The following is a 20690-nucleotide window of genomic DNA, read 5'->3' as shown; positions in this document are numbered from 1 at the left end:
GGTCCTCGGTATGCTCGTCGCCACACAGGGAGCAGTGGGAAAGCGGGGCGGGGTTCCGGAATGCAGGACAACGCGACTGAAGTGACCGCCGCGGGGATCGCCCGGCTGGCGGGGGTGGGCCGGGCCGCGGTCAGCAACTGGCGCCGCCGGCACGCCGACTTCCCCCGGCCGGTCGGGGGTACCGAGACCAGCCCCGCGTTCGCCCTCGCCGAGGTCGAGGAGTGGCTGCGACGCCACCGCAAGCTCGCCGAGGTCCCGCTCAAGGAGCGCGTCTGGCAGCAGCTCGTCGGCCACCCCGACGGGCCGGTCACCGCGCTCGTCCACGCCGGCTGCGCGCTGCTGCTGATCCACGACCGGCCGCCCGTCTGGCTCGACATCAGCTCCGGCACCGACGAGCGGCTCGCCGCGCTGCTCCCCGCGGCGCTGGACGAGGTGCTCACACCGCGCATGCCCGAGACGGCCCGACCAGGCCGCCCCGACCGCTCACACGTGAACGGTCAGCACTCTGTGAACACCCCGAGCGCCGCCACCCCGGCGACACCGGCCGCACAGGCCACCCCAGTCACCCCGGCCACCCCCGCCCTCCACATCCCCACCGCCCCCCGCCTCCTCCCCTCCGTCCCCCTCCTGCGCGGCGTCGCCGAACTCGCCGCCGAGCGGGGCGCCCGCCCCACCTTCGAGTTCCTGCTCGGCCGGCACCTCGACGCCAACCCGCGCCAGTACACGCTCACCCCGCCCGACCTCGCCGGCCTCATGGCCGCCCTCGCCGGCACCCCCGCCACCGTCCTGGACCCCGCCTGCGGCACCGGCGCCCTGCTCCGCGCCGTCGCCGACCGCCCCGGCCGCCGGCTCCACGCCCAGGACGGCTCGCCGGAGCTCGCCGCCCTCACCGCCCTGCGTCTCGCCCTGCACACCCGCGCCCCCGTGCACGCCGCCGCCGGCGACACCCTGCGGGCCGACGCGTACCCGGAGCTGCGGGCGGACGCCGTGCTGTGCCACCCGCCGTTCAACGAGCGCAACTGGGGCCACGACGACCTCGCCTACGACCCGCGCTGGGAGTACGGCTTCCCCGCCCGCACCGAGTCCGAGCTGGCCTGGGTGCAGCACGCGCTCGCCCGGCTCAGGGACGGCGGCACCGCCGTACTGCTGATGCCGCCCGCGGTGGCGTCCCGCCGCTCCGGCCGGCGTATCCGGGCCGACCTGCTGCGCCGGGGCGCGCTGCGCGCCGTCGTCGCGCTGCCCGCCGGGGCGGCGCCCCCGTACAGCGTGCCGCTGCACCTGTGGGTGCTGCGCCGGCCCGACCGGACGCCCGCGCAGCCGGAGGTGCTGCTCGTCGACGCCGGGCGGTTCACCGCCGAGGGGCGCGGCGGACCCGACTGGCCCGGGGTGCGGGAGACCGTGCTCGACGCCTGGGGCGCCTTCGACCGGGACGGGAGCGTCGAGGAACGGCCCGGCCTGGCCCGCTCGGTGCCGGTCATCGAACTCCTCGACGACGACGTCGACCTGGCCCCCGCCCGCCGGCTGCCGCCCCCGGCGGACACCGGCGGCGCCGGCCGGCTGACCGACGTACGGGCGCGGCTCGACGAGACGCTGCGGCTGACCGCCGAGCTGGCGCCGCCGCCCGCGGAGCCCGTGCCGCCCGCCGCGTCGGGGCGGCTGCCGCTGACCACCGTCGGCGAACTGGCGCGCGCGGGCGCGCTGGTGATGCGCACCGGCGGGCACGGCGGCCACGCACGCGTGCCCGTGCTCACCGACCACGACGTGCTGGCCGGGACCGCGCCCTCCGGGACGCTCCCGGAGAGCGAGGAGGAGCCGGTGCTCACCGAGCCGGGCGACGTCGTGCTGCCCGTGCTCGGCGGCGGGGCCGTCGCCCGGGTCGTCGACGAGGCGACCGCCGGGGCCGTCCTCGGCCGCAACCTGGTGCTGCTGCGCCCCGATCCGGCGGCGCTCGACGCGTGGTTCCTCGCCGGGTTCCTGCGCGGCACCGCCAACCACCGCCAGGCCAGCAGCTACGCGTCCACCGCCACCCGGCTCGACGTCCGACGCCTCCAGCTCCCGCGCCTCGCACCGGACGAACAGCGCCGCTACGGCGAGCGGTTCCGCGCCCTGGACGCGTTCGAGAGGGCGCTCAGGGAGGCCGGACGGCTCGGCGAGCAGCTCGTGCGGGGGATGTACGACGGTCTGACCGACGGGACGATCGCCCCCGGCTGACGGCGGCCCAGCTCCGGTACGGCAACGGTTCGGTACATCACGGGACCGGTTGTCGCCCCGGGCCGATACGCTCGGACCCTCCACCGGAGTCCACACATCGGCTACACCCGTCCAGGAGCAGCATGTACGGCCACGGCGCGGCGCCGCCCCCACCCAGCTCGGGATCGGTCATCACGCAGCGCGTGCTGTACGCGGCCTCCGGGGTGTTGTGCTGCGGGATGCTGTCCGCCGTGCCGCTGTTCCGGATCGCGGTGCTGCGCGGGCGGGTCTTCGACTGGATAGCGGCCTGGGCGAGCATGCCGCTGGCCATCGCCTGCATGGCCGTGATCGGCTCCCTGCCGGAGAGCGACTGGCGGACCGACGTGGCCCTCGCCGCCCTGCTCCTGCTGGGCGCGTGCGCGAGCGCGTACTACCTGGTCGTCGACATCCGCCTGCCTCGGCGGCAGGGCCCGTACGGCGGCCCGGTGCCGCCGTCGCCGCACGCCACCACGGTCCACGCCCCCGGCGGCCCCGCCCCCTACGGCTACCCGCAGCCGGCCTCGCCGTACCTGCCCACGGCCCTGTCGCAGCCGCAGCCTCCGCACACCCCGCACCCCGGCGCCGTGCCGCCCGCCCCCGTGCCGCCCGCCCCCGTGTCCCCGCCGCAGGCGCAGCCGCCGCAGCGGCCCGCGCCCGCCCGGATCGACCAGGTGCGCGCCGAGCTCGACGAGCTCAGCGACTACCTGCGCCGGCAGGACGGACAGCAGCGGGGCGACCACGAGGGCGGACGGTGAGCGTGACGACGGGACGAGTCGTCGCCGGCCGCTACGAACTGTCCACGCTCATCGGCCAGGGCGGCATGGGACAGGTCTGGACGGCCTACGACAAGCGGCTGGACCGGCGTGTGGCGGTGAAGCTGCTGCGCCCCGACAAGGTGGCGGGACACGAGGCCGACGAGCTGCGCCGCCGCTTCGTGCGCGAGTGCCGGGTGACCGCGCAGGTCGACCACCCCGGCCTGGTCACCGTGCACGACGCGGGCAGCGAGGGCGAGGAGCTGTTCCTCGTCATGCAGTACGTCGACGGCGCCGACCTCGGCGACCACCTCGCCGAGCACGACCCGTACCCCTGGCAGTGGGCGGTCGCGGTCGCCGCGCAGCTGTGCGCCGTGCTCAGCGCCGTGCACGCGGTGCCGATCGTCCACCGCGACCTCAAGCCGCGGAACGTGATGGTGAAGCAGGACGGCACGGTCACCGTGCTCGACCTCGGCGTGGCCTCCGTGATGGACGCCGACACCACGCGCCTGACCCACACCGGCACGCCCATCGGCTCGCCCGCCTACATGGCGCCCGAGCAGGCGATGGGCGGCGCGGTCGGCCCGTACACGGACCTGTACGCGCTCGGCGTGCTGATGCACGAACTGCTCAGCGGGGACGTGCCGTTCTCCGGCTCCACGGCGCTCGGGGTGCTGCACCGGCACCTGTACGAGCCGCCCGTGCCGGTGCGCCGGCTGCGCCCCGAGGTGCCCGAGGCGCTGGAGGCCCTGGTGCTGCGGCTGCTCGCCAAGGACCCGCAGCACCGCCCGGACTCCGCGCAGGAGGTCTACGAACACCTGGCGCTGCTGCTGCCCGCCCGAGGCACGCCCACCGGCGCCCCGCTGGACCCGACCCGGCCCTTCCTGCGCCCGCACGCCCCCTGGCCGGACCGCGCCAGGACGCCGGCGCCGCAGCCCGCGCCCGCCGCGCCGCCCGCCCCGGCGGCGGAGAAGGCCGACGTGGCCGCCGCCGTGGACGAGGTGAAACGGCTGCTCGGCGAGGGCCGCATCACCCAGGCCGTCGACATCCTCGGCTCGATCCTCCCGGTCGCCGCCGAACAGCACGGCGAGCACTCCCCGGTGGTGCGCACCCTGCGCAAGCAGTACGCGGCCACGCTCCTCGACGACGGCCAGTACCGGCGGGCCCTGCCCGAACTGCGCCGCCTCGCCGACGAGCGCGCGGCCGAGGCCGGCCAGGCCGACCCGCAGTCGCTGCGCCACCGCTACGAGGCCGCCCAGTGCCTGGAGCAGCTCGGCGACCCGGCCGCCGCCCTCGCCGAGTACCGGGCGCTGCTGCCGTACTACGAGAACCAGTACGTGGCCGCCGGCGACCCGCAGCAGGCCCACGACGTGCGGCGCCGCATCGGGCATCTGCTGCTCGCCCTCGGCGACCGGGCCGCCGCGCACGACACGCTGGTGCGGCTGCTGCACGACGTGGAGCGTGTGCAGGGGCCGGGGCACCCGCTCGCGGCGGACATCCGGCGCACCCTCCAGTGGCTGGGGCAGGTGCGCGGGTAGCGCGGCCGGGCCCGCGTGGAGGGGACGGCGGGCGCGGCGGTGCCGGAAGTCGCCGTGAATCGTTGGTCGAATGGGTTGGCCAGAGCTTGGCCGATGCCTACCATCGATCACCGCAAGACTTTGTGCACCGCCGCACAAGCTCTCCTCAGGAGGTTTCCTTGCACCGCCGTCGTCGCACCGCGTTCCTCCTCACCGCCGCGATCGCCGCGGCGGCCCCTCTGCTCACCGCCTGCGGGAACGACGCGCACCCCGGTGCGGCGGCCGTGGTCGGCGGGGAGCGGATCACCGTGTCGCAGCTGGAGAACCGCGTCGACGAGGTGCGCGCCGCCCAGCGGGCCGCCGTCCCGGACGAGGCGCAGTACCAGCAGGCCATCGCCCGCACCGGCGGCCTGACCCGCGACACCCTGCACAGCATGGTGCTGGACCGGGTGCTGGAGCGCGCCGCGCGCGACGCCGGGGTGACCGTCTCCGACCGCGAGGTGCAGCGGACGCGGGCCGAGTTCGAGGAGCAGGCCGGCGGCGCCAAGGCGCTGGAGGCCGCCTGGCTCCAGCAGTACGGCGTCCCGCCGCAGCGCCTCGACGACAACCTCCGCCTCCAGGTGACGGCGCAGAAGCTCGCCCAGAAGCTCGGCACCGACACCAGCCGCCCCGAGTTCTGGAAGGCACTGTCCGACGCGAGCAAGGAGCTCGACGTCGACCTCAACCCCCGCTACGGCGAGTGGGACGCGGAGAAGAGCAGCCGGGTGGACGCGAAGACCCCGTGGGTGAAGGACGTCACCGCCACGGACGGGCCGCCGCTGGGGCTGTGACGTGGGCTAGTTTCGAAGGGTGAACGCAACCAGCCCCGCACCGGCCCCCGAGGCCGCCCCCGGCCGTGTCGTCCTGCTCACCACCAGCCACCGGGTCGCGCCAGGACTGCTGTCCTGGCCCGCCTGGCAGGCCCTGCGCGCGGCCGACCGGGTGCTGTGCGCGGACGGCGCCCATCCGCAGCTGCCGTATCTGCGGGAGGCGGGAATAGCCGTCGAGGAGGCCGCGCCCACCGCCGAGGAGGTCGTCGACGCCTGCGCCGGCGGCCGCACGGTGGTCGTCGTCGCGTCCGGCGAGGGCGAGCCCGCGCTCACCGACGGACTGGCGCGGATGGCCGGGAGCGGCAGGGTCCGCATGCCCGAGCTGGAGCTGCTGCCCGCCTCCTACGACCTGCCGGGCGCCCGCCTGCTGGACCTGGTGCAGGTCATGGACCGCATCCGCGCCGAGTGCCCGTGGTCCTCGCAGCAGACCCACAAGGGGCTCGCCAAGTACGGCATCGAGGAGGCGTACGAGCTCGTCGAGGCCATCGAGGACGGCGACCGGGACGAGCTGCGGGAGGAGCTGGGGGACGTGCTGCTCCAGGTCGTCTTCCACGCGCGGATCGCGGAGGAGCACCCGGAGGAGCCGTTCTCCGTCGACGACGTGGCGGGCGGGATCGTCGCCAAGCTCGTCCACCGGCATCCGCATGTCTTCGGGGAGGAGACGGCGCGGACGCCGGAGGAGGTCAAGGCGCACTGGATGCGGACGAAGGCGGAGGAGAAGCGGAGGGAGTCCGTCACGGACGGGGTGCCGGTGGGGCAGCCGGCGCTGGCCCTCGCCGCCAAGCTGGCGGGGCGGGCCCGCGGGGCGGGCCTCTCCGTTCCTCTCCCCTCCGGGGAGGGCGTCGGCTACGAGCTGCTCGCGCTCGCGGCGCGGGCGGAGGCGGAGGGCGTGGACGCGGAGGCGGCCCTGCGGGCTGCGGCGCGTGCGTACCGGGACGCGATCCGCGCCACCGAACAAGACACGCGAGCCTGACCTCCCCACCTCGGGGGCTCCGCCCCCGAACCCCCACTCGCGCAGTTCCCCGCGCCCCTTCAGGGGCGCGGGGAACTGCGCGAGCAACCCCCACGGACCCGCACGGGTTCCAGGGGCGCGGGGAACTGCGCACACAACCCCCACCCACCCGCACGGGCCCGCGGCCCATAACCCCCCGCCCGTTAGGGTCACCCCATGCGCGACCAGCCACCCCCCACCCCCCACGGCCCCGCCCCCGACCTGTTCACATGGGAGTTCGCGGCCAACCCCTACCCCGCCTACGCCTGGCTCCGCGAACACGCTCCCGTGCACAAGACCAAGCTCCCCAGCGGGGTGGACGCCTGGCTGGTCACGCGCTACGCCGACGCCCGGCAGACCCTCGCCGACAACCGTCTGTCCAAGAACCCCGCGCACCACGACGAGCCCGCGCACGCCAAGGGCAAGACGGGTATCCCGGGCGAGCGGCAGGCCGATCTGATGACGCATCTGCTGAACATCGACCCGCCGGACCACACCCGCCTGCGCCGCCTGGTCAGCAAGGCGTTCACCCCCCGCCGGGTCGCCGAGTTCGCCCCCCGCGTGCAGGAGCTCACCGACGACCTCATCGACCGCTTCACCGCGAGCGGCAGCGGCACCGCCGACCTCATCCACGATTTCGCCTTCCCGCTCCCCATCTACGCCATCTGCGACCTGCTCGGCGTCCCGCGCGAGGACCAGGACGACTTCCGGGACTGGGCGGGCATGATGATCCGTCACGGCGGCGGGCCGCGCGGCGGGGTGGCCCGGTCGGTGAAGAAGATGCGCGGCTACCTCGCGGAGCTGATCCACCGCAAGCGGGAGGCGCTGCCCGCCGAGCCCGTCCCCGGCGAGGACCTCATCTCGGGTCTGATCCGCGCCTCCGACCACGGCGAGCACCTCACGGAGAACGAGGCCGCCGCGATGGCGTTCATCCTTCTCTTCGCCGGCTTCGAGACCACCGTCAACCTCATCGGCAACGGCACCTACGCCCTGCTCACGCACCCGGAGCAGCGGGAGCGTCTGCAGCGGGCGCTGGCCGAGGGGGACCGCGGGCTGCTGGAGACCGGGGTGGAGGAACTGCTGCGCTACGACGGCCCGGTGGAGCTGGCGACCTGGCGGTTCGCCACCGAGCCGGTCGTCATCGGCGGGCAGCGGATCGAGACCGGCGACCCGGTCCTGGTCGTGCTGGCCGCGGCCGACCGGGACCCGGAGCGGTTCGCCGACCCGGACACGCTGGACCTGGGCCGCCGCGACAACCAGCATCTGGGGTACGGGCACGGCATCCACTACTGCCTGGGCGCCCCGCTCGCGCGTCTGGAGGGGCAGACCGCGCTCGCCACGCTTCTGACGCGTCTTCCGGATCTCAGGCTGGCGGCCGATCCGGCCGAACTGCGCTGGCGCGGCGGCCTCATCATGCGGGGTCTCCGCACGCTTCCGGTGGAATTCTCCCCTCCTTGTTCAGGGCAGACCTGACCTTCCTGTCCGTGCCCGGGGGCCGGTGCACGGAAACCTGAGACATGCTCAACTCTGTGATCTTCATGTGATCTGCACGGCATGAACTTGTGACAAGTGATCGTCTGCCTATACGTTCACCCATCAAGTACGGCGCGCTGCAAGGTTTTGCTCGCCCGTGCCGGTCCTCGCTGCCGAGTGAAAGGCTTCCGCATGCTCTCCGGGAACGGCCGACACCGTCGCCCCCGCCAGGCTCCGGCTCTGCTCGTCGCCGCCGGGGTGACCGGCTCCGCGATCGCGATTCCGCTCCTCGGGGCGGGCGCCGCCAGCGCGGCGGACGGTGAGACCTGGGACCGGGTCGCGGAGTGCGAGAGCGGCGGCTCCTGGAGCCAGAACACCGGCAACGGCTACTACGGCGGACTGCAGTTGACCCAGGACGACTGGGAGGACTACGGCGGCCTGGAGTTCGCGCCCAGTGCCGACCAGGCCAGCCGCAACCAGCAGATCACCGTGGCCGAGAGAATCCTCGCCGACCAGGGCGTCGGCAAGTGGCGCGCCTGCGGCCTGCTCACGGGTCTGAACCAGGACACCGCGTCCCCGAACGTCGACCCGGGCGTGCCGACCGACGCGGACCGGGAGGACTCCCGGAACGACGGTACCGCCACCCCGTCCGGTTCGCCGGAATCCAGTGATTCGTCCGCTTCCCCCTCTCCGTCGGCGACGTCCGGTTCGTCCGAGAAGGAGAAGAGTGACGCGAACACCGGGGCCTCTCCGTCCGCCTCCGCCACCCCCGAAGGTGACGAGTCGGACAAGTCGGGTGAGAGTGCCGGTTCTTCGGCCGCGACCGAGTCCGAGGACACAGGCTCGGGCCGCCACCGCGGTCCCGTCGCCCAGGAGGACGAGACCGCCGACGCCGTGACCCCGCCGTCCGGCCGGCACGCCTCGCGGTCCGTGGAGAGGCCCGCGGGGATCACCGACGACCGCTACACCGTGCAGACCGGCGACAGCCTCACCTCCATCGCCGACTCCCTTGCCCTGACGGGTGGATGGACGGCGCTGTATGTCGAGAACCAGCAGGTCGTCGGCGAGGACCCGGACCTGATCCTGCCCGGTCAGCGGCTTCTGGTGGACGCCGAGACCGGCGAATAGCGGTCGGAAACGGGCAGTCGAAGGCGCCCTGGGGTGGCGGCAGTTGACAGGGCGATTAGAGCTGAATGTCCGTAATAAGGACTGTGAGAGATAGATCTCAGAAGCCCTGATCATCTTTGATTATCCACCGATCGCGTGCTTACGGTCGTGACCGCTCGCCATCGCGGGCCCCGGCTGCCGCCACGCCGAATCCTGCCAGTGGCAGCACGGGAACAGTCGTCGCGTCATGCGCCGTAGGCAGGAGCGGGGGACCCAGGTAAGTGCCGCGACCGGACGGTTGACGTCCGGTACGGCTCGGGGTGAAGCCGCGTCCCGGGAGGGACGTGGCCGGGCAACTCAACCGGCCCGAACCCGACAGCTCACCTCGTAGGCGTCGGTGAGGGGATCCATCCATGCTGTTTTCCGGCAAGGGCAAGCACCGTCGTCCGTCCAAGGCCACTCGCGCCATCGCCATCGCCGGTGTCGCCGGCGCCGCCGTCGCCGGCCCGCTGATGGCGTCCGGCACGGCTTCCGCCGCCACCGCGTCCGAGTGGGACGCCGTCGCCCAGTGCGAGTCCGGCGGCAACTGGTCCATCAACACCGGCAACGGCTACTACGGCGGTCTGCAGTTCTCCGCCTCCACGTGGGCCGCGTACGGCGGCACCCAGTACGCCGCCACCGCCGACCAGGCCACCAAGGCCCAGCAGATCGAGATCGCCGAGAAGGTCCTCGCGGGCCAGGGCAAGGGCGCCTGGCCGGTCTGCGGCACCGGCCTGTCCAACGCCGCCTACAACGGCTCCTCCGCCGAGGGCTCCTCGCAGGAGTCCGGCTCCACCGAGTCGCGCGAGAGCGAGCAGAAGGCCTCCCGCTCCGCCGAGCGCCCGGCCGCCCCGGCCGAGCAGAAGGCCGAGAAGAAGACCGTCACCACCCCGACCGGCAAGAAGGTCGAGAAGGGCGACGGCGAGTACAAGGTCGTCAAGGGCGACACCCTCAGCTCGATCGCCGCGGAGCACGACGTCAAGGGCGGCTGGGCGAAGCTGTTCGACCTGAACGACGACATCGTCGACAACGCCGACCTCATCTACCCGGGCCAGCAGCTGCACCTGAAGTAAGGGCAGACCCGCAGGTCCCTCCCCGTCCCCACGGGCTCCCCGCCCCGGTGCGTTTCTTCCCCCGTACGCACCGGGGCGGGGTCATGTCCGGACGCATTCCGGTCACGGTTTTCCGAACCTGCTTTGTTCCGCGCGGAAACAATCTACGCTCGGTTCTGTCCATGAGGCGGGCGGCGAGATGGCCGATCGCCCGGAGCCGGTTAGGCTCGGACCCGCAGGGCCCCCGCGGCCCCGCTCACCCGCGTCACATCCCAAGAAGGAGATGCTCGTGCCGTCCATCGACGTCGTCGTAGCCCGGGAAATCCTGGACTCCCGAGGCAACCCCACGGTCGAGGTCGAGGTCGGCCTCGACGACGGCAGCACGGGTCGTGCCGCCGTCCCGTCCGGCGCCTCCACCGGCGCCTTCGAGGCCATCGAACTCCGTGACGGCGACGCCGGCCGTTACCTGGGCAAGGGCGTCGAGAAGGCCGTACTGGCCGTCATCGAGCAGATCGGCCCGGAGCTCGTCGGCTACGACGCCACCGAGCAGCGCCTGATCGACCAGGCGATGTTCGACCTGGACGCCACCGACAACAAGGGCTCGCTCGGCGCCAACGCCATCCTCGGCGTCTCGCTCGCCGTCGCGCACGCCGCCTCCGAGGCCAGCGACCTGCCGCTGTTCCGCTACCTGGGCGGCCCGAACGCGCACCTGCTGCCGGTGCCGATGATGAACATCCTGAACGGCGGCTCGCACGCCGACTCCAACGTGGACATCCAGGAGTTCATGATCGCCCCGATCGGCGCGGAGTCCTTCTCCGAGGCGCTGCGCTGGGGCGCCGAGGTCTACCACACCCTCAAGAAGGTCCTGAAGAGCAAGGGCCTGGCCACCGGGCTCGGCGACGAGGGCGGCTTCGCCCCGAACCTCGGCTCCAACCGCGAGGCCCTGGACCTCATCCTCGAGGCGATCAGGGAAGCCGGCTACACCCCCGGCGAGCAGATCGCCCTGGCCCTCGACGTGGCCGCCTCCGAGTTCTACAAGGACGGCGTCTACACCTTCGAGGGCAAGGAGCGCTCGGCGGCCGAGATGACCGAGTACTACGCGGAGCTCGTCGACGCGTACCCGCTCGTGTCCATCGAGGACCCGCTGTTCGAGGACGACTGGGAGGGCTGGAAGACCATCACCGACAAGCTCGGCGACAAGGTCCAGCTCGTCGGCGACGACCTGTTCGTCACCAACCCGGAGCGTCTGGCCCGCGGCATCGAGGAGGGCGCCGCCAACGCCCTGCTGGTGAAGGTCAACCAGATCGGCTCGCTCACCGAGACCCTGGACGCCGTGGAGCTGGCCCAGCGCAACGGCTTCAAGTGCATGATGTCCCACCGCTCCGGCGAGACCGAGGACGTCACCATCGCCGACCTGGCCGTCGCCACCAACTGCGGCCAGATCAAGACCGGCGCCCCGGCCCGCTCCGAGCGCGTCGCCAAGTACAACCAGCTGCTGCGCATCGAGGAGATCCTCGACGACGCCGCGGTGTACGCCGGCCGCAGCGCGTTCCCCCGCTTCAAGGGCTGAGCGCCGCTCGCGTAGGAAGCGTCGTACGTACGTCCCCGTACCCGGTCCCGTACCGTGTGCGGGGACGTACGCGTGTATGAGACGGACGAGAGGCGGGAACATGGCGGTGAAGGACCGGGACCGTTTCTCCACCGCGACCCGGATCCGGCTGATCGGTGAGCAGACCGCGGCCCGGGTCTACCGCTCGCAGACCAAGCGGCAGGCCCGCCGCTCCCGGCTGACCGGGCGCGCGGCCCTGCTCGCCCTGGTCCTCTGCTCCCTGGTCGTGGCCCTCGCCTACCCGATGCGGCAGTACGTCTCCCAGCGCGCGGAGATCGCCGACCAGCAGAAGGAGCAGGACGAGACCCGCCGCCGGGTCGAACGGCTGCGCGATCTCAAGGCCCGCTGGCAGGACGACGCGTACGCCGAGCAGGAGATCCGCAGGCGCCTGCACTACGTCATGCCGGGGGAGACCGGCTACATCGTCATCGACCCGGCCGGCGCCGGGACCACGCGCGGCGACCTCCGGGCCGCCGACCGCCCCTGGTACGCCAACGTCTGGGACGGCGTCGACAAGGCCGACGCCGCCGCCCAGTGACCCGACGGAACACCGCAGAAAGACACGTATGGACACCCCTCCGCCCACGACCCCGCGTACCGAGCCCACCGACGCGGACGTCGAGGCCTTCAAGCAGCAGCTCGGCCGGCCCCCGCGCGGGCTGCGCGCCATCGCGCACCGCTGCCCCTGCGGGCAGCCGGACGTCGTGGAGACCGCGCCGCGGCTGCCCGACGGCACGCCCTTCCCGACGCTGTACTACCTGACGTGCCCGCGGGCGAACTCCGCGATCGGCACGCTGGAGGCGAACGGCGTGATGAAGGAGATGACCGAACGGCTGGCCGCGGAACCGGAGCTGGCGGCCGCCTACCGGGCGGCGCACGAGGACTACATCCGGCGCCGCGACGAGATCGAGGAGCTGAGGAACTTCCCCAGCGCGGGCGGCATGCCGGACCGGGTGAAGTGCCTGCACGTGCTGGTCGCCCACTCGCTGGCCGCCGGACCGGGCGTCAACCCGCTCGGCGACGAGGCGCTGGCGATGCTGCCGGAGTGGTGGAGCAAGGGCCCCTGTGTGACGCCCGCGGCCGAGGAGGACGCCCAGTGACCCGGGTCGCCGCGATCGACTGCGGTACGAACTCCATCCGTCTGCTGGTGGCCGACGCCGACCCGGCGACCGGTGAACTCACCGAACTGGACCGGCGGATGACGATCGTGCGGCTCGGCGAGGGTGTCGACCGCACCGGGCGGCTGGCGCCCCAGGCGCTGGAGCGGACCTTCGCCGCCTGCCGCGAGTACGCGGAGATCGTCGAGAAGCACGGCGCCTCGGAGCACCTGCGCTTCGTCGCCACCTCGGCCTCCCGCGACGCCGAGAACCGCGACGAGTTCGTGCGCGGGGTGGTGGACATCCTGGGCGTGGAGCCCGAGGTGATCACCGGCGACCAGGAGGCGGAGTTCTCCTTCACCGGCGCCACCAAGGAGCTGACCGGCCGCGACGACCTGCACCGGCCGTTCCTCGTGGTGGACATCGGCGGCGGCTCCACCGAGTTCGTCGTCGGCGACGCCCATGTGCGCGCCGCCCGCTCCGTGGACGTCGGCTGCGTCCGGATGACCGAGCGGCACCTGGTGCGGGACGGGGCCGTGACGGACCCGCCCACCGAGGAGCAGATCGCGGCGATGCGCGCCGACGTCGAGGCCGCCCTGGACCGGGCGGAGGAGGCGGTGCCGCTGCGCGAGGCGCGGACGCTGGTGGGCCTCGCGGGCTCCGTCACCACCGTGTCGGCGATCGCCCAGGACCTGCCCGAGTACGACTCGGCGGCCATCCACCACTCCCGCGTCTCCCGGGAGCGGGTCCGTGAGATCACCGGGTGGCTGCTGCGCTCCACGCACGCCGAGCGGGCCGCGGTGCCGTCCATGCATCCGGGCCGGGTCGACGTGATCGGCGCGGGGGCCCTGGTCCTGCTGGCGATCATGGAGCGGACGGGCGCCGAGGAGGTCGTGGTGTCCGAACACGACATCCTCGACGGGATCGCCTGGTCCGTGGCCTAGGTCTCTTTCATTACCGGCCAGTAGCACTCCACTGAGCAGCCGGGATAGCGTTTGAGCAGCGCTCCGGGGGGTCTTCGGCCCCTCGGGAGGGGCCTCTCCGGGAAAGTTCGTGAAGTTCTTCACAAGGAATTGGCCCTGGGAGGGCGAAGAAGCGGGTCCGATTGACCCGTTCGGGCGCTCAACACCCCTTTGAACACGTTCAGAAGGGGGTCGCGAGGGGTCCGCGCCCACCGCGCGCACCGTCCGCCGGGTCGCCCTCACAGCCCGCCCGGAGCCGCAGAGAGGCAGCTCACGCGGCATTGACAACGCGTCAAGCGGGAGCCCGGTTCCCGATCCGGACTGTGATCTGGATCAAGAAGCGCGGGATGGTAGCACAGGGCCTGCCGGAGCTTGTGAAGGGGCGCACGAGGTACCCCCCTCAAGCGGGTGGATACTCGATGGCATGAGCACCACGGAGCGTCCCAGGATCCTCGTAGTAGGCGGTGGGTACGTAGGCCTGTACGCAGCTCGGCGCATCCAGAAGAAGATGCGTTACGGCGAGGCGACCGTCACCGTCGTCGACCCGCGGTCGTACATGACCTACCAGCCCTTCCTCCCCGAAGCCGCCGCCGGCAGCATCTCCCCGCGGCACGTCGTCGTCCCCTTGCGGCGCGTGCTTCCCAAGGCGGAGGTCCTCACCGGCCGGGTCACCACCATCGACCAGGACCGCAAGGTCGCCACGATCGCGCCGCTCGTCGGCGAGGCGTACGAGCTGCCCTTCGACTACCTGGTGATCGCGCTCGGCGCGGTCTCCCGCACCTTCCCGATCCCCGGCCTCGCCGAGCAGGGCATCGGCATGAAGGGCGTCGAGGAGGCCATCGGCCTGCGCAACCACGTCCTCGAGCAGCTCGACAAGGCCGACTCCACCACGGACGAGGAGATCCGGCGCAAGGCGCTCACCTTCGTCTTCGTGGGCGGCGGCTTCGCCGGCGCGGAGACCATCGGCGAGGTCGAGGACATGGCCCGGGACGCGGCCAAGTACTACAAGACGGTGTCCCGCGAGGACATGCGCTTCATCCTCGTCGACGCCGCCGACAAGATCCTCCCCGAGGTCGGCCCCAAGCTCGGCACGTACGGCAAGGAGCACCTCGAGAGCCGCGGCGTCGAGGTCTACCTGTCCACCTCCATGGACTCCTGCGTCGACGGCCACGTGGTGCTGAAGAACGGCCTCGAGGTCGACGCCGGCACCATCGTGTGGACCGCGGGCGTCAAGCCCAACCCGGCCCTGGCGCGCTTCGGCCTGCCGCTCGGCCCGCGCGGCCACGTCGACACCGAGCCGACGCTCCAGGTCAAGGGCACCGACTACATCTGGGCCGCGGGCGACAACGCCCAGGTGCCGGACCTCGTGGGCCGCAAGGCCGGCAACGAGAACGCCTGGTGCCCGCCCAACGCCCAGCACGCGCTGCGCCAGGCCAAGGTCCTCGGCGACAACGTGATCTCCGGCATGCGGGGCTTCCCGCAGAAGGAGTACAGCCACGCCAACAAGGGCGCGGTCGCGGGCCTCGGCCTGCACAAGGGCGTCGCGATGATCGTGATGGGCAAGTTCAAGATCAAGCTCAAGGGCCGGCTCGCCTGGTACATGCACCGTGGCTACCACGGTCTGGCCATGCCGACCTGGAACCGCAAGATCCGGATCTTCGCCGACTGGACCCTCGGCATGTTCCTCAAGCGCGAGGTCGTGTCCCTGGGCGCGATCGAGTCCCCGCGCGAGGAGTTCTACGAGGCCGCCAAGCCGGCCCCGGCGCCCGCCGTCGCGCAGGAGCCGAAGAAGACCGAGGCCAAGGCCTCCTGATCCGGGGTCACCCCCCAGGTCACCCGTAGGTCACCCCCGAAGGGGCCGCCCGCCATCCGTGGTGCGGGCGGCCCCTTCGGCGTGTTCCGGGGTGACTCCCACCGGGTTGCGTTTCCGAGTTCGGCCCGAAAAAGACGCGCGCCGGGGACTGTCACGGCCGCGCCCAGGTGTTTACGTGGTGACGACATTCCGGGATCCGGTCACGGAGGTGTACACCATGGCAGACGCCGCCTTGCGGCTGACAGGCATCCTCGAGCAGTTGCTCGGCGCACCCCTCCCCGTGCGCATCCGCACCTGGGACGGCTCGCAGGCCGGTCCTCCGGAGGCCCCCGTCCTGGTCGTGCGCAACCGCCGCGCCCTGCGCCGCCTGCTGTTCAAGCCGGGCGAGCTGGGCCTGGCCCGCGCCTGGGTGGCCGGCGACCTGACGATCGACGGCGACCTCTACACCGTGCTGGACCTGCTCGCCGGGATCGTCTGGGAGCGCGACGAGGACGCCCGTACCCTCGCCCAGTCCCTGCGCGACCCGGAGTTCCGCTCGGCGGTGCGCCGGCTGTTCGCGATGGCGGGCCCGCCGCTGCCGCCCGCCCCGCCCCGCGAGGAGGTCCGCAGGCCCCGCCGCGGACTGCACACCAAGCGCAGCGACAAGCGCGCCATCAGCCACCACTACGACGTCGGCAACGAGTTCTACGAGATCGTCCTCGGCCCCTCCATGGTGTACTCCTGCGCCTACTGGCCCGCCCCGCCCCCGGAGGGCACCCTCGAACAGGCCCAGCACGACAAGCTCGAACTGGTCGCCCGCAAGCTCGCCCTGCGGCCCGGGCAGCGGCTGCTGGACGTCGGCTGCGGCTGGGGCTCCATGGCGATCCACGCGGCCCGCGAGCACGGGGTGAACGTCGTCGGGATCACCCTCTCCCAGGAGCAGGCCGCCTACGCCCGCAAGCGGATCGCCGAGGAGGGGCTCACCGACCGCGTCGAGATCCGCGTCCAGGACTACCGGGACGTCGCGGACGGGCCCTACGACGCGATCTCCTCCATCGGCATGGCCGAGCACGTCGGCTCCGAGCGGTACCTGGAGTACGCCACCGTCCTGCACCGGCTCCTCAGCCCCGGCGGCCGGCTGCTCAACCACCAGATCGCCCGCCGCCCGCAGCGCGACGAGTCGTCGTACCAGGTGGACGAGTTCATCGACGCCTACGTCTTCCCCGACGGGGAGCTGGCCCCGCTCGGCACCACCGTCTCCCTGCTGGAACGCGCCGGGTTCGAGGTGCGCGACGTGGAGTCGATCCGCGAGCACTACGCCCTCACCCTGCGCCGCTGGGTGGCGAACCTGGAGTCCGGCCAGGCGCGCGCGACCGCTCTCGCCGGTCCGGGACGGACCCGGGTCTGGCTGCTGTACATGGCCGCCTCCGCGCTCGCCTTCGAACGCAACCGCATCGGCGTCAACCAGGTCGTCGCGGTGCGGACGCCCGAGTCCGGCGCCTCCGGGGTGCCGCTGCGGGCCCGGGTGTGGGGCGCGCCCGGCCCGGCCTGATCCGCACCACGACGCGAAGGGCCGGGCTCCCCGTACGGGAGGCCCGGCCCTCGGTGTGCCGCGTCGCGACGAGGTCACTCCGCCTTGATCGCGCTCAGCATGTTCAGCCGGGCGGCGTTGCGGGCCGGCCACAGGGCGGCCAGGACGCCCACCAGAGCGGCCAGCACCACGAAGATCCCGATCCGGTCCCAGGGCAGGACCAGCGCGTACCCCGGGATCTCCTCGGCGACGGTCTCGCCGATCGCCCAGCCGAGGAACGTGCCGAGACCGATGCCGACCACCGCGCCGAAGACCGAGATGACGACGGCCTCCAGCCGGACCATCCGCTTCACCCGGCGCCGGTCCAGACCGATCGCGCGCAGCATGCCGATCTCCTGCTGCCGTTCGAAGACGGACATCGCAAGGGTGTTGACGACGCCCAGCACCGCGATGATCAGAGCCATCGCCAGCAGGCCGTACATGACGTTCAGCAGGGTGTTGATCACGCCGCCGAACTCGTCGCGGATGTCCTGCCGGTCCATCACGGTGATCGCGGGGTTGTCACCGAGCGCGTCGATGAGGACCCTCTCGTTCGCCGCGGACTGGCCGCCGTCGACCTTCACGAAGATCTGGCGGATGTACGGCTTCGCCTCGTGGTCGCTCACCACGGCGGTGTCGATGAGGACGGGGGAGAGGAACTCGCTGTCCTTGTAGACGGCGCCGACCGTCAGCGTCGCCTTCTTCTCGTCGGCGAAGGTGAAGGGGATGCGGTCGCCGGGCTTCCAGCCCTTGCTCTTCGCCGTGGTCTCGGCGACCGCGATCTGCCCCTCGGCGAGCGTGCCGGCGTCGCCGCTGACGACGTCGACGTTCAGGACCTCCTGGATGTCGCCCGGGGTGACCGCGGAGGCGGAGACGTAGTCGTCACCGGTCTGGAGGTAGGCGTCCTGCTGCGGCGAGACCGCCGAGACGCCCTCGGCCTTCTCCAGCGCGGTCAGCGCGGACCGGTCGAGGTCGCCTCCGTTGGCCATCGAGACCATGTAGTCGGCCTTGATGTTGTCCGTGGTCATCTTGTCGATGGCGGTGCCGACCGTGACGCCGAGCACCGACAGGCCGGTCACCAGCGTCAGCCCGATCGCCAGCGCCGAGGCGGTGGCGCCGGTGCGGCGCGGGTTGCGGACCGCGTTCTGGCCGGCCAGCTTGCCGGCCACGCCGAAGGGCCCGACGAGGAGCGGACGGACGAGTGCGATCACGGGCCGGGACAGCAGCGGGATCAGGATGATCACGCCGATCAGAGCGAGGAACGCCCCCGCGCCGATGTACATCCGGCCGTCGTCGCCGCCGGTCGAGGCGCCTGCCACGATCCCCGCCGCGCCGAGGGCGGTGACGGCCCCACCAATGGAGTTGCGCAGCACCAGCGACTTGGTGGTGGCCACCGCGTGGACGCTGTTCATCGCCGCCACCGGCGGGATCTTCGCGGCCCTGCGGCCGGGCAGCCAGGCGGCGAACACCGTGATCAGCACGCCCACCGCGAACGCCGAGATCACCGGAGTGGCGGACAGGACCAGCGGGCCGTCAGGCATCTTCATGTCGAACGCCGCCATGCCGGAGCGCAGTCCGACGGCCAGACCGACACCGAGGACGAAGCCGACGGCCGAGGCCACCAGACCCACCACCGCGGCCTCGGCGAGCACCGAACGGGTGATCTGCCGGCGGGACGCGCCGACCGCGCGCATCAGGGCGACCTCCTTGGTGCGCTGGGCGACCAGCATCGTGAACGTGTTGGAGATCAGGAAGACGCCCACGAAGAGCGCGATGCCCGCGAAGCCGAGCAGGACCTGCTTGAGGTTGCCCATGCCCTGTTCGATCTGGTCGGCCTGCTCGTCCGCGAGCGCCTTGCCGGTCTGCGCCTCCGCCGTGTCCGGCAGCAGCGGCTCGACCGCGGCGAGGATCCCGGCGTCGTCCGCGCCGGGGGCCGCGACGACGGTGACGTCCTCGAAGTAGCCCTGCTTCAGGTACTGCTTCTGGGCGACGGCGGTGTTGAAGAGGACGAGGCTGCCGCCGGCGTTGACGGCGCCGTCCTCGGTGGTGAACACACCGCTGAGGGTGTACTCCTTCACCGGGCCGTTGGTGGCGACGCGCACCCGGTCGCCGACCTCGTACTCGCCCTTGGCCGCGGACTCCTCGTCCAGCGCGACCTGGCCGTCCTTCACCGGGCCGGAGCCGTCGGTGAACGTGTACGCGGGGTCCTTGCCGTCCTTGCCGGGCGCGAAGTTGGAGCCCTTGTTGGACCAGCCGACGCCGATCAGCTTCCCGTCGGGGTCGGCGACCCCGGCGAAGCCCTCGACGCGGCCGTACACCCCCGCGACGCCGTCCACGGCGGAGATCCGGTCGAGGTCCTTGGCGGACAGGCCGGGCGCCTCCTCGGGGTTGTCCGGGTCGGCGTACGAGGTGACGGCGACGGCGACGTCGTCGTAGCTCTTCGCCGACTGGTTGCGGAAGGCGTTGGAGAGGGTGTCCGCGAAGACCAGGGTGCCCGACACGAACGCCACGCCGAGCATCACGGCGAGCACGGTCATCAACAGCCTGGCCTTGTGCGCGAAGACGTTGCGCAAGGCGGTACGGAACATGGGTCTTCTCTGTCCAGACGGTACGGGGGAGGGGCGAGCGGGCGGCGGGCCCGGGGTCAGCTGGTGCGGCCCTTGGCGTCGAACTGCTTCATGCGGTCGAGCACCGAGTCGGCCGTCGGCCCGTACACCTCGTCCACGATCCGGCCGTCGGCGAGGAAGACCACCCGGTCCGCGTAGGCGGCGGCGACCGGGTCGTGGGTCACCATGACCACCGTCTGGCCCAGTTCGCGCACGGAGTTGCGCAGGAAGCCCAGCACCTCGGCGCCGGAGCGGGAGTCGAGGTTGCCGGTCGGCTCGTCGCCGAAGATGATCTCCGGCCGGGCGGCCAGCGCCCGTGCCACGGCGACCCGTTGCTGCTGGCCGCCCGAGAGCTGCGCGGGCCGGTGGCTCAGCCGGTCGGCCAGCCCGACCATCCCGATCACGGTGTCCAGCCACTGCTTGTCCGGCTTGCGGCCCGCGATGTCCATCGGGAGGGTGATGTTCTCCAGGGCGGACAGCGTCGGCAGCAGGTTGAACGCCTGGAAGATGAAGCCGATCTTGTCCCGGCGCAGCCGGGTGAGCTGCTTGTCCTTCAGGGCGCCCAGCTCGGTGTCGCCGATGCGCACGGAGCCGGAGGAGAAGGTGTCGAGCCCGGCGACGCAGTGCATCAGCGTGGACTTGCCGGAGCCCGAGGGACCCATGATCGCGGTGAACTCGGCCTGCCGGAAGTCGACGGAGACCCGGTCCAGGGCGACCACCTGGGTCTCACCCTGGCCGTAGATCTTCGACAGCTCCGTGGCGCGCGCGGCCACGGCGGTGGTCCGGTCGGCGAGGGGGGCGGTGGTCACGGATGAGCTCCTGTCAGGACGGCGTGTTCCAGGGACGTGACCATCGTTCCGTGGCTTTGCCGCCGCGTAGTCAGCCGCTGCTCCGGTTCCTGGGGGCGACTCGGGACGGAGCGCCGGACGCCGGGTCATACCTGGGGATGACGGGGGACCCCTACCCGGGTCGGTCCCCGCAACGGGTGGGGAGTTCTGTTCGGACGGTGAAATTCCGTCATTTAG

16 protein-coding genes and 1 riboswitch are annotated in these 20690 nt (G+C 72.4%); of the genes, 14 read left to right on the top strand and 2 right to left on the bottom strand.

The window, feature by feature from the left end:
- The first annotated feature begins 60 nt into the window (after nucleotides 1-60).
- From ACP7TJ_RS13000 to ACP7TJ_RS12935, 14 genes are all read left to right on the top strand, one after another.
- On the top strand, nucleotides 61-2211 hold the full coding sequence (locus ACP7TJ_RS13000; protein WP_427763228.1) for an N-6 DNA methylase: 2151 nt from the start codon (nucleotides 61-63) through the stop codon (nucleotides 2209-2211).
- 122 nt (nucleotides 2212-2333) lie between these two features.
- Nucleotides 2334-2984: a hypothetical protein gene (locus ACP7TJ_RS12995; RefSeq protein ID WP_093769226.1), complete on the top strand. Its 651-nt coding sequence runs from the start codon at nucleotides 2334-2336 to the stop codon at nucleotides 2982-2984.
- Between the two features lie 38 nt (nucleotides 2985-3022).
- On the top strand, nucleotides 3023-4519 hold the full coding sequence (locus ACP7TJ_RS12990; RefSeq protein WP_208840542.1) for a serine/threonine-protein kinase: 1497 nt from the start codon (nucleotides 3023-3025) through the stop codon (nucleotides 4517-4519).
- A gap of 158 nt (nucleotides 4520-4677) precedes the next feature.
- Nucleotides 4678-5328 (top strand): SurA N-terminal domain-containing protein, encoded by a 651-nt coding sequence (locus tag ACP7TJ_RS12985; protein WP_093769228.1) that lies wholly within the window; start codon nucleotides 4678-4680, stop codon nucleotides 5326-5328.
- Nucleotides 5329-5347: 19 nt separating this feature from the next.
- Nucleotides 5348-6340 carry a nucleoside triphosphate pyrophosphohydrolase gene (locus ACP7TJ_RS12980; RefSeq protein ID WP_093769229.1) on the top strand — a complete coding sequence of 331 codons (993 nt, stop codon included), beginning with the start codon at nucleotides 5348-5350 and terminating at the stop codon, nucleotides 6338-6340.
- Between the two features lie 195 nt (nucleotides 6341-6535).
- The gene (locus ACP7TJ_RS12975) at nucleotides 6536-7831 is read left to right on the top strand and encodes a cytochrome P450 family protein (protein ID WP_427763225.1); all 1296 of its coding nucleotides are present in this window, start codon (nucleotides 6536-6538) and stop codon (nucleotides 7829-7831) included.
- Nucleotides 7832-8023: 192 nt separating this feature from the next.
- A complete protein-coding gene (locus tag ACP7TJ_RS12970) occupies nucleotides 8024-8959 on the top strand; it encodes a transglycosylase family protein (RefSeq protein ID WP_401542019.1) in 936 nt (311 codons plus the stop codon).
- Nucleotides 8960-9178: 219 nt separating this feature from the next.
- A riboswitch (cyclic di-AMP (ydaO/yuaA leader) is annotated at nucleotides 9179-9347 on the top strand.
- Between the two features lie 4 nt (nucleotides 9348-9351).
- Nucleotides 9352-10050, top strand: a complete 699-nt coding sequence (locus ACP7TJ_RS12965) for a transglycosylase family protein (RefSeq protein ID WP_093763830.1) — start codon at nucleotides 9352-9354, stop codon at nucleotides 10048-10050.
- Nucleotides 10051-10318: 268 nt separating this feature from the next.
- Complete coding sequence (eno, locus tag ACP7TJ_RS12960) at nucleotides 10319-11599, top strand: phosphopyruvate hydratase (protein ID WP_093763874.1); 1281 nt, start codon at nucleotides 10319-10321, stop codon at nucleotides 11597-11599.
- A 100-nt stretch (nucleotides 11600-11699) separates the two neighbouring features.
- A complete protein-coding gene (locus ACP7TJ_RS12955; protein ID WP_093763831.1) occupies nucleotides 11700-12176 on the top strand; it encodes an FtsB family cell division protein in 477 nt (158 codons plus the stop codon).
- 28 nt (nucleotides 12177-12204) lie between these two features.
- A complete protein-coding gene (locus ACP7TJ_RS12950; protein ID WP_093763832.1) occupies nucleotides 12205-12738 on the top strand; it encodes a DUF501 domain-containing protein in 534 nt (177 codons plus the stop codon).
- Nucleotides 12735-13679 carry a Ppx/GppA phosphatase family protein gene (locus ACP7TJ_RS12945; protein ID WP_193460085.1) on the top strand — a complete coding sequence of 315 codons (945 nt, stop codon included), beginning with the start codon at nucleotides 12735-12737 and terminating at the stop codon, nucleotides 13677-13679. Before ACP7TJ_RS12950 ends, ACP7TJ_RS12945 begins: the two co-directional genes overlap by 4 nt.
- Before the next feature lie 442 nt (nucleotides 13680-14121).
- The gene (locus ACP7TJ_RS12940) at nucleotides 14122-15510 is read left to right on the top strand and encodes an NAD(P)/FAD-dependent oxidoreductase (RefSeq protein WP_093763834.1); all 1389 of its coding nucleotides are present in this window, start codon (nucleotides 14122-14124) and stop codon (nucleotides 15508-15510) included.
- Between the two features lie 217 nt (nucleotides 15511-15727).
- A complete protein-coding gene (locus ACP7TJ_RS12935) occupies nucleotides 15728-17041 on the top strand; it encodes an SAM-dependent methyltransferase (protein ID WP_266397846.1) in 1314 nt (437 codons plus the stop codon).
- Nucleotides 17042-17115: 74 nt separating this feature from the next.
- Here ACP7TJ_RS12935 and ACP7TJ_RS12930 read toward each other — a convergent pair whose 3' ends face one another.
- A complete protein-coding gene (locus tag ACP7TJ_RS12930; protein ID WP_189911974.1) occupies nucleotides 17116-19647 on the bottom strand; it encodes an ABC transporter permease in 2532 nt (843 codons plus the stop codon).
- A 56-nt stretch (nucleotides 19648-19703) separates the two neighbouring features.
- On the bottom strand, nucleotides 19704-20474 hold the full coding sequence (locus tag ACP7TJ_RS12925) for an ABC transporter ATP-binding protein (RefSeq protein WP_093763836.1): 771 nt from the start codon (nucleotides 20472-20474) through the stop codon (nucleotides 19704-19706).
- Nucleotides 20475-20690: the final 216 nt, after the last annotated feature.

Origin of the sequence: Streptomyces sp. DSM 41931, from assembly GCF_050271085.1 — a bacterium.
In the GTDB taxonomy this organism is placed as follows: domain Bacteria; phylum Actinomycetota; class Actinomycetes; order Streptomycetales; family Streptomycetaceae; genus Streptomyces; species Streptomyces albogriseolus.
The sequence above is the reverse complement of the archived record's forward strand: the minus strand, read 5'-3'. Positions and strand labels throughout refer to the sequence as shown.

Coding starts and splice junctions, on each gene's coding strand:
- ACP7TJ_RS12950 (WP_093763832.1), top strand. CDS start 12,205: ATGGACACCCCTCCGCCCACGACCCCGCGTACCGAGCCCACCGACGCG.
- ACP7TJ_RS12965 (WP_093763830.1), top strand. CDS start 9,352: ATGCTGTTTTCCGGCAAGGGCAAGCACCGTCGTCCGTCCAAGGCCACT.
- ACP7TJ_RS13000 (WP_427763228.1), top strand. CDS start 61: ATGCAGGACAACGCGACTGAAGTGACCGCCGCGGGGATCGCCCGGCTG.
- ACP7TJ_RS12940 (WP_093763834.1), top strand. CDS start 14,122: ATGAGCACCACGGAGCGTCCCAGGATCCTCGTAGTAGGCGGTGGGTAC.
- ACP7TJ_RS12935 (WP_266397846.1), top strand. CDS start 15,728: ATGGCAGACGCCGCCTTGCGGCTGACAGGCATCCTCGAGCAGTTGCTC.
- ACP7TJ_RS12955 (WP_093763831.1), top strand. CDS start 11,700: ATGGCGGTGAAGGACCGGGACCGTTTCTCCACCGCGACCCGGATCCGG.
- ACP7TJ_RS12995 (WP_093769226.1), top strand. CDS start 2,334: ATGTACGGCCACGGCGCGGCGCCGCCCCCACCCAGCTCGGGATCGGTC.
- ACP7TJ_RS12970 (WP_401542019.1), top strand. CDS start 8,024: ATGCTCTCCGGGAACGGCCGACACCGTCGCCCCCGCCAGGCTCCGGCT.
- ACP7TJ_RS12975 (WP_427763225.1), top strand. CDS start 6,536: ATGCGCGACCAGCCACCCCCCACCCCCCACGGCCCCGCCCCCGACCTG.
- ACP7TJ_RS12930 (WP_189911974.1), bottom strand. CDS start 19,647: ATGTTCCGTACCGCCTTGCGCAACGTCTTCGCGCACAAGGCCAGGCTG.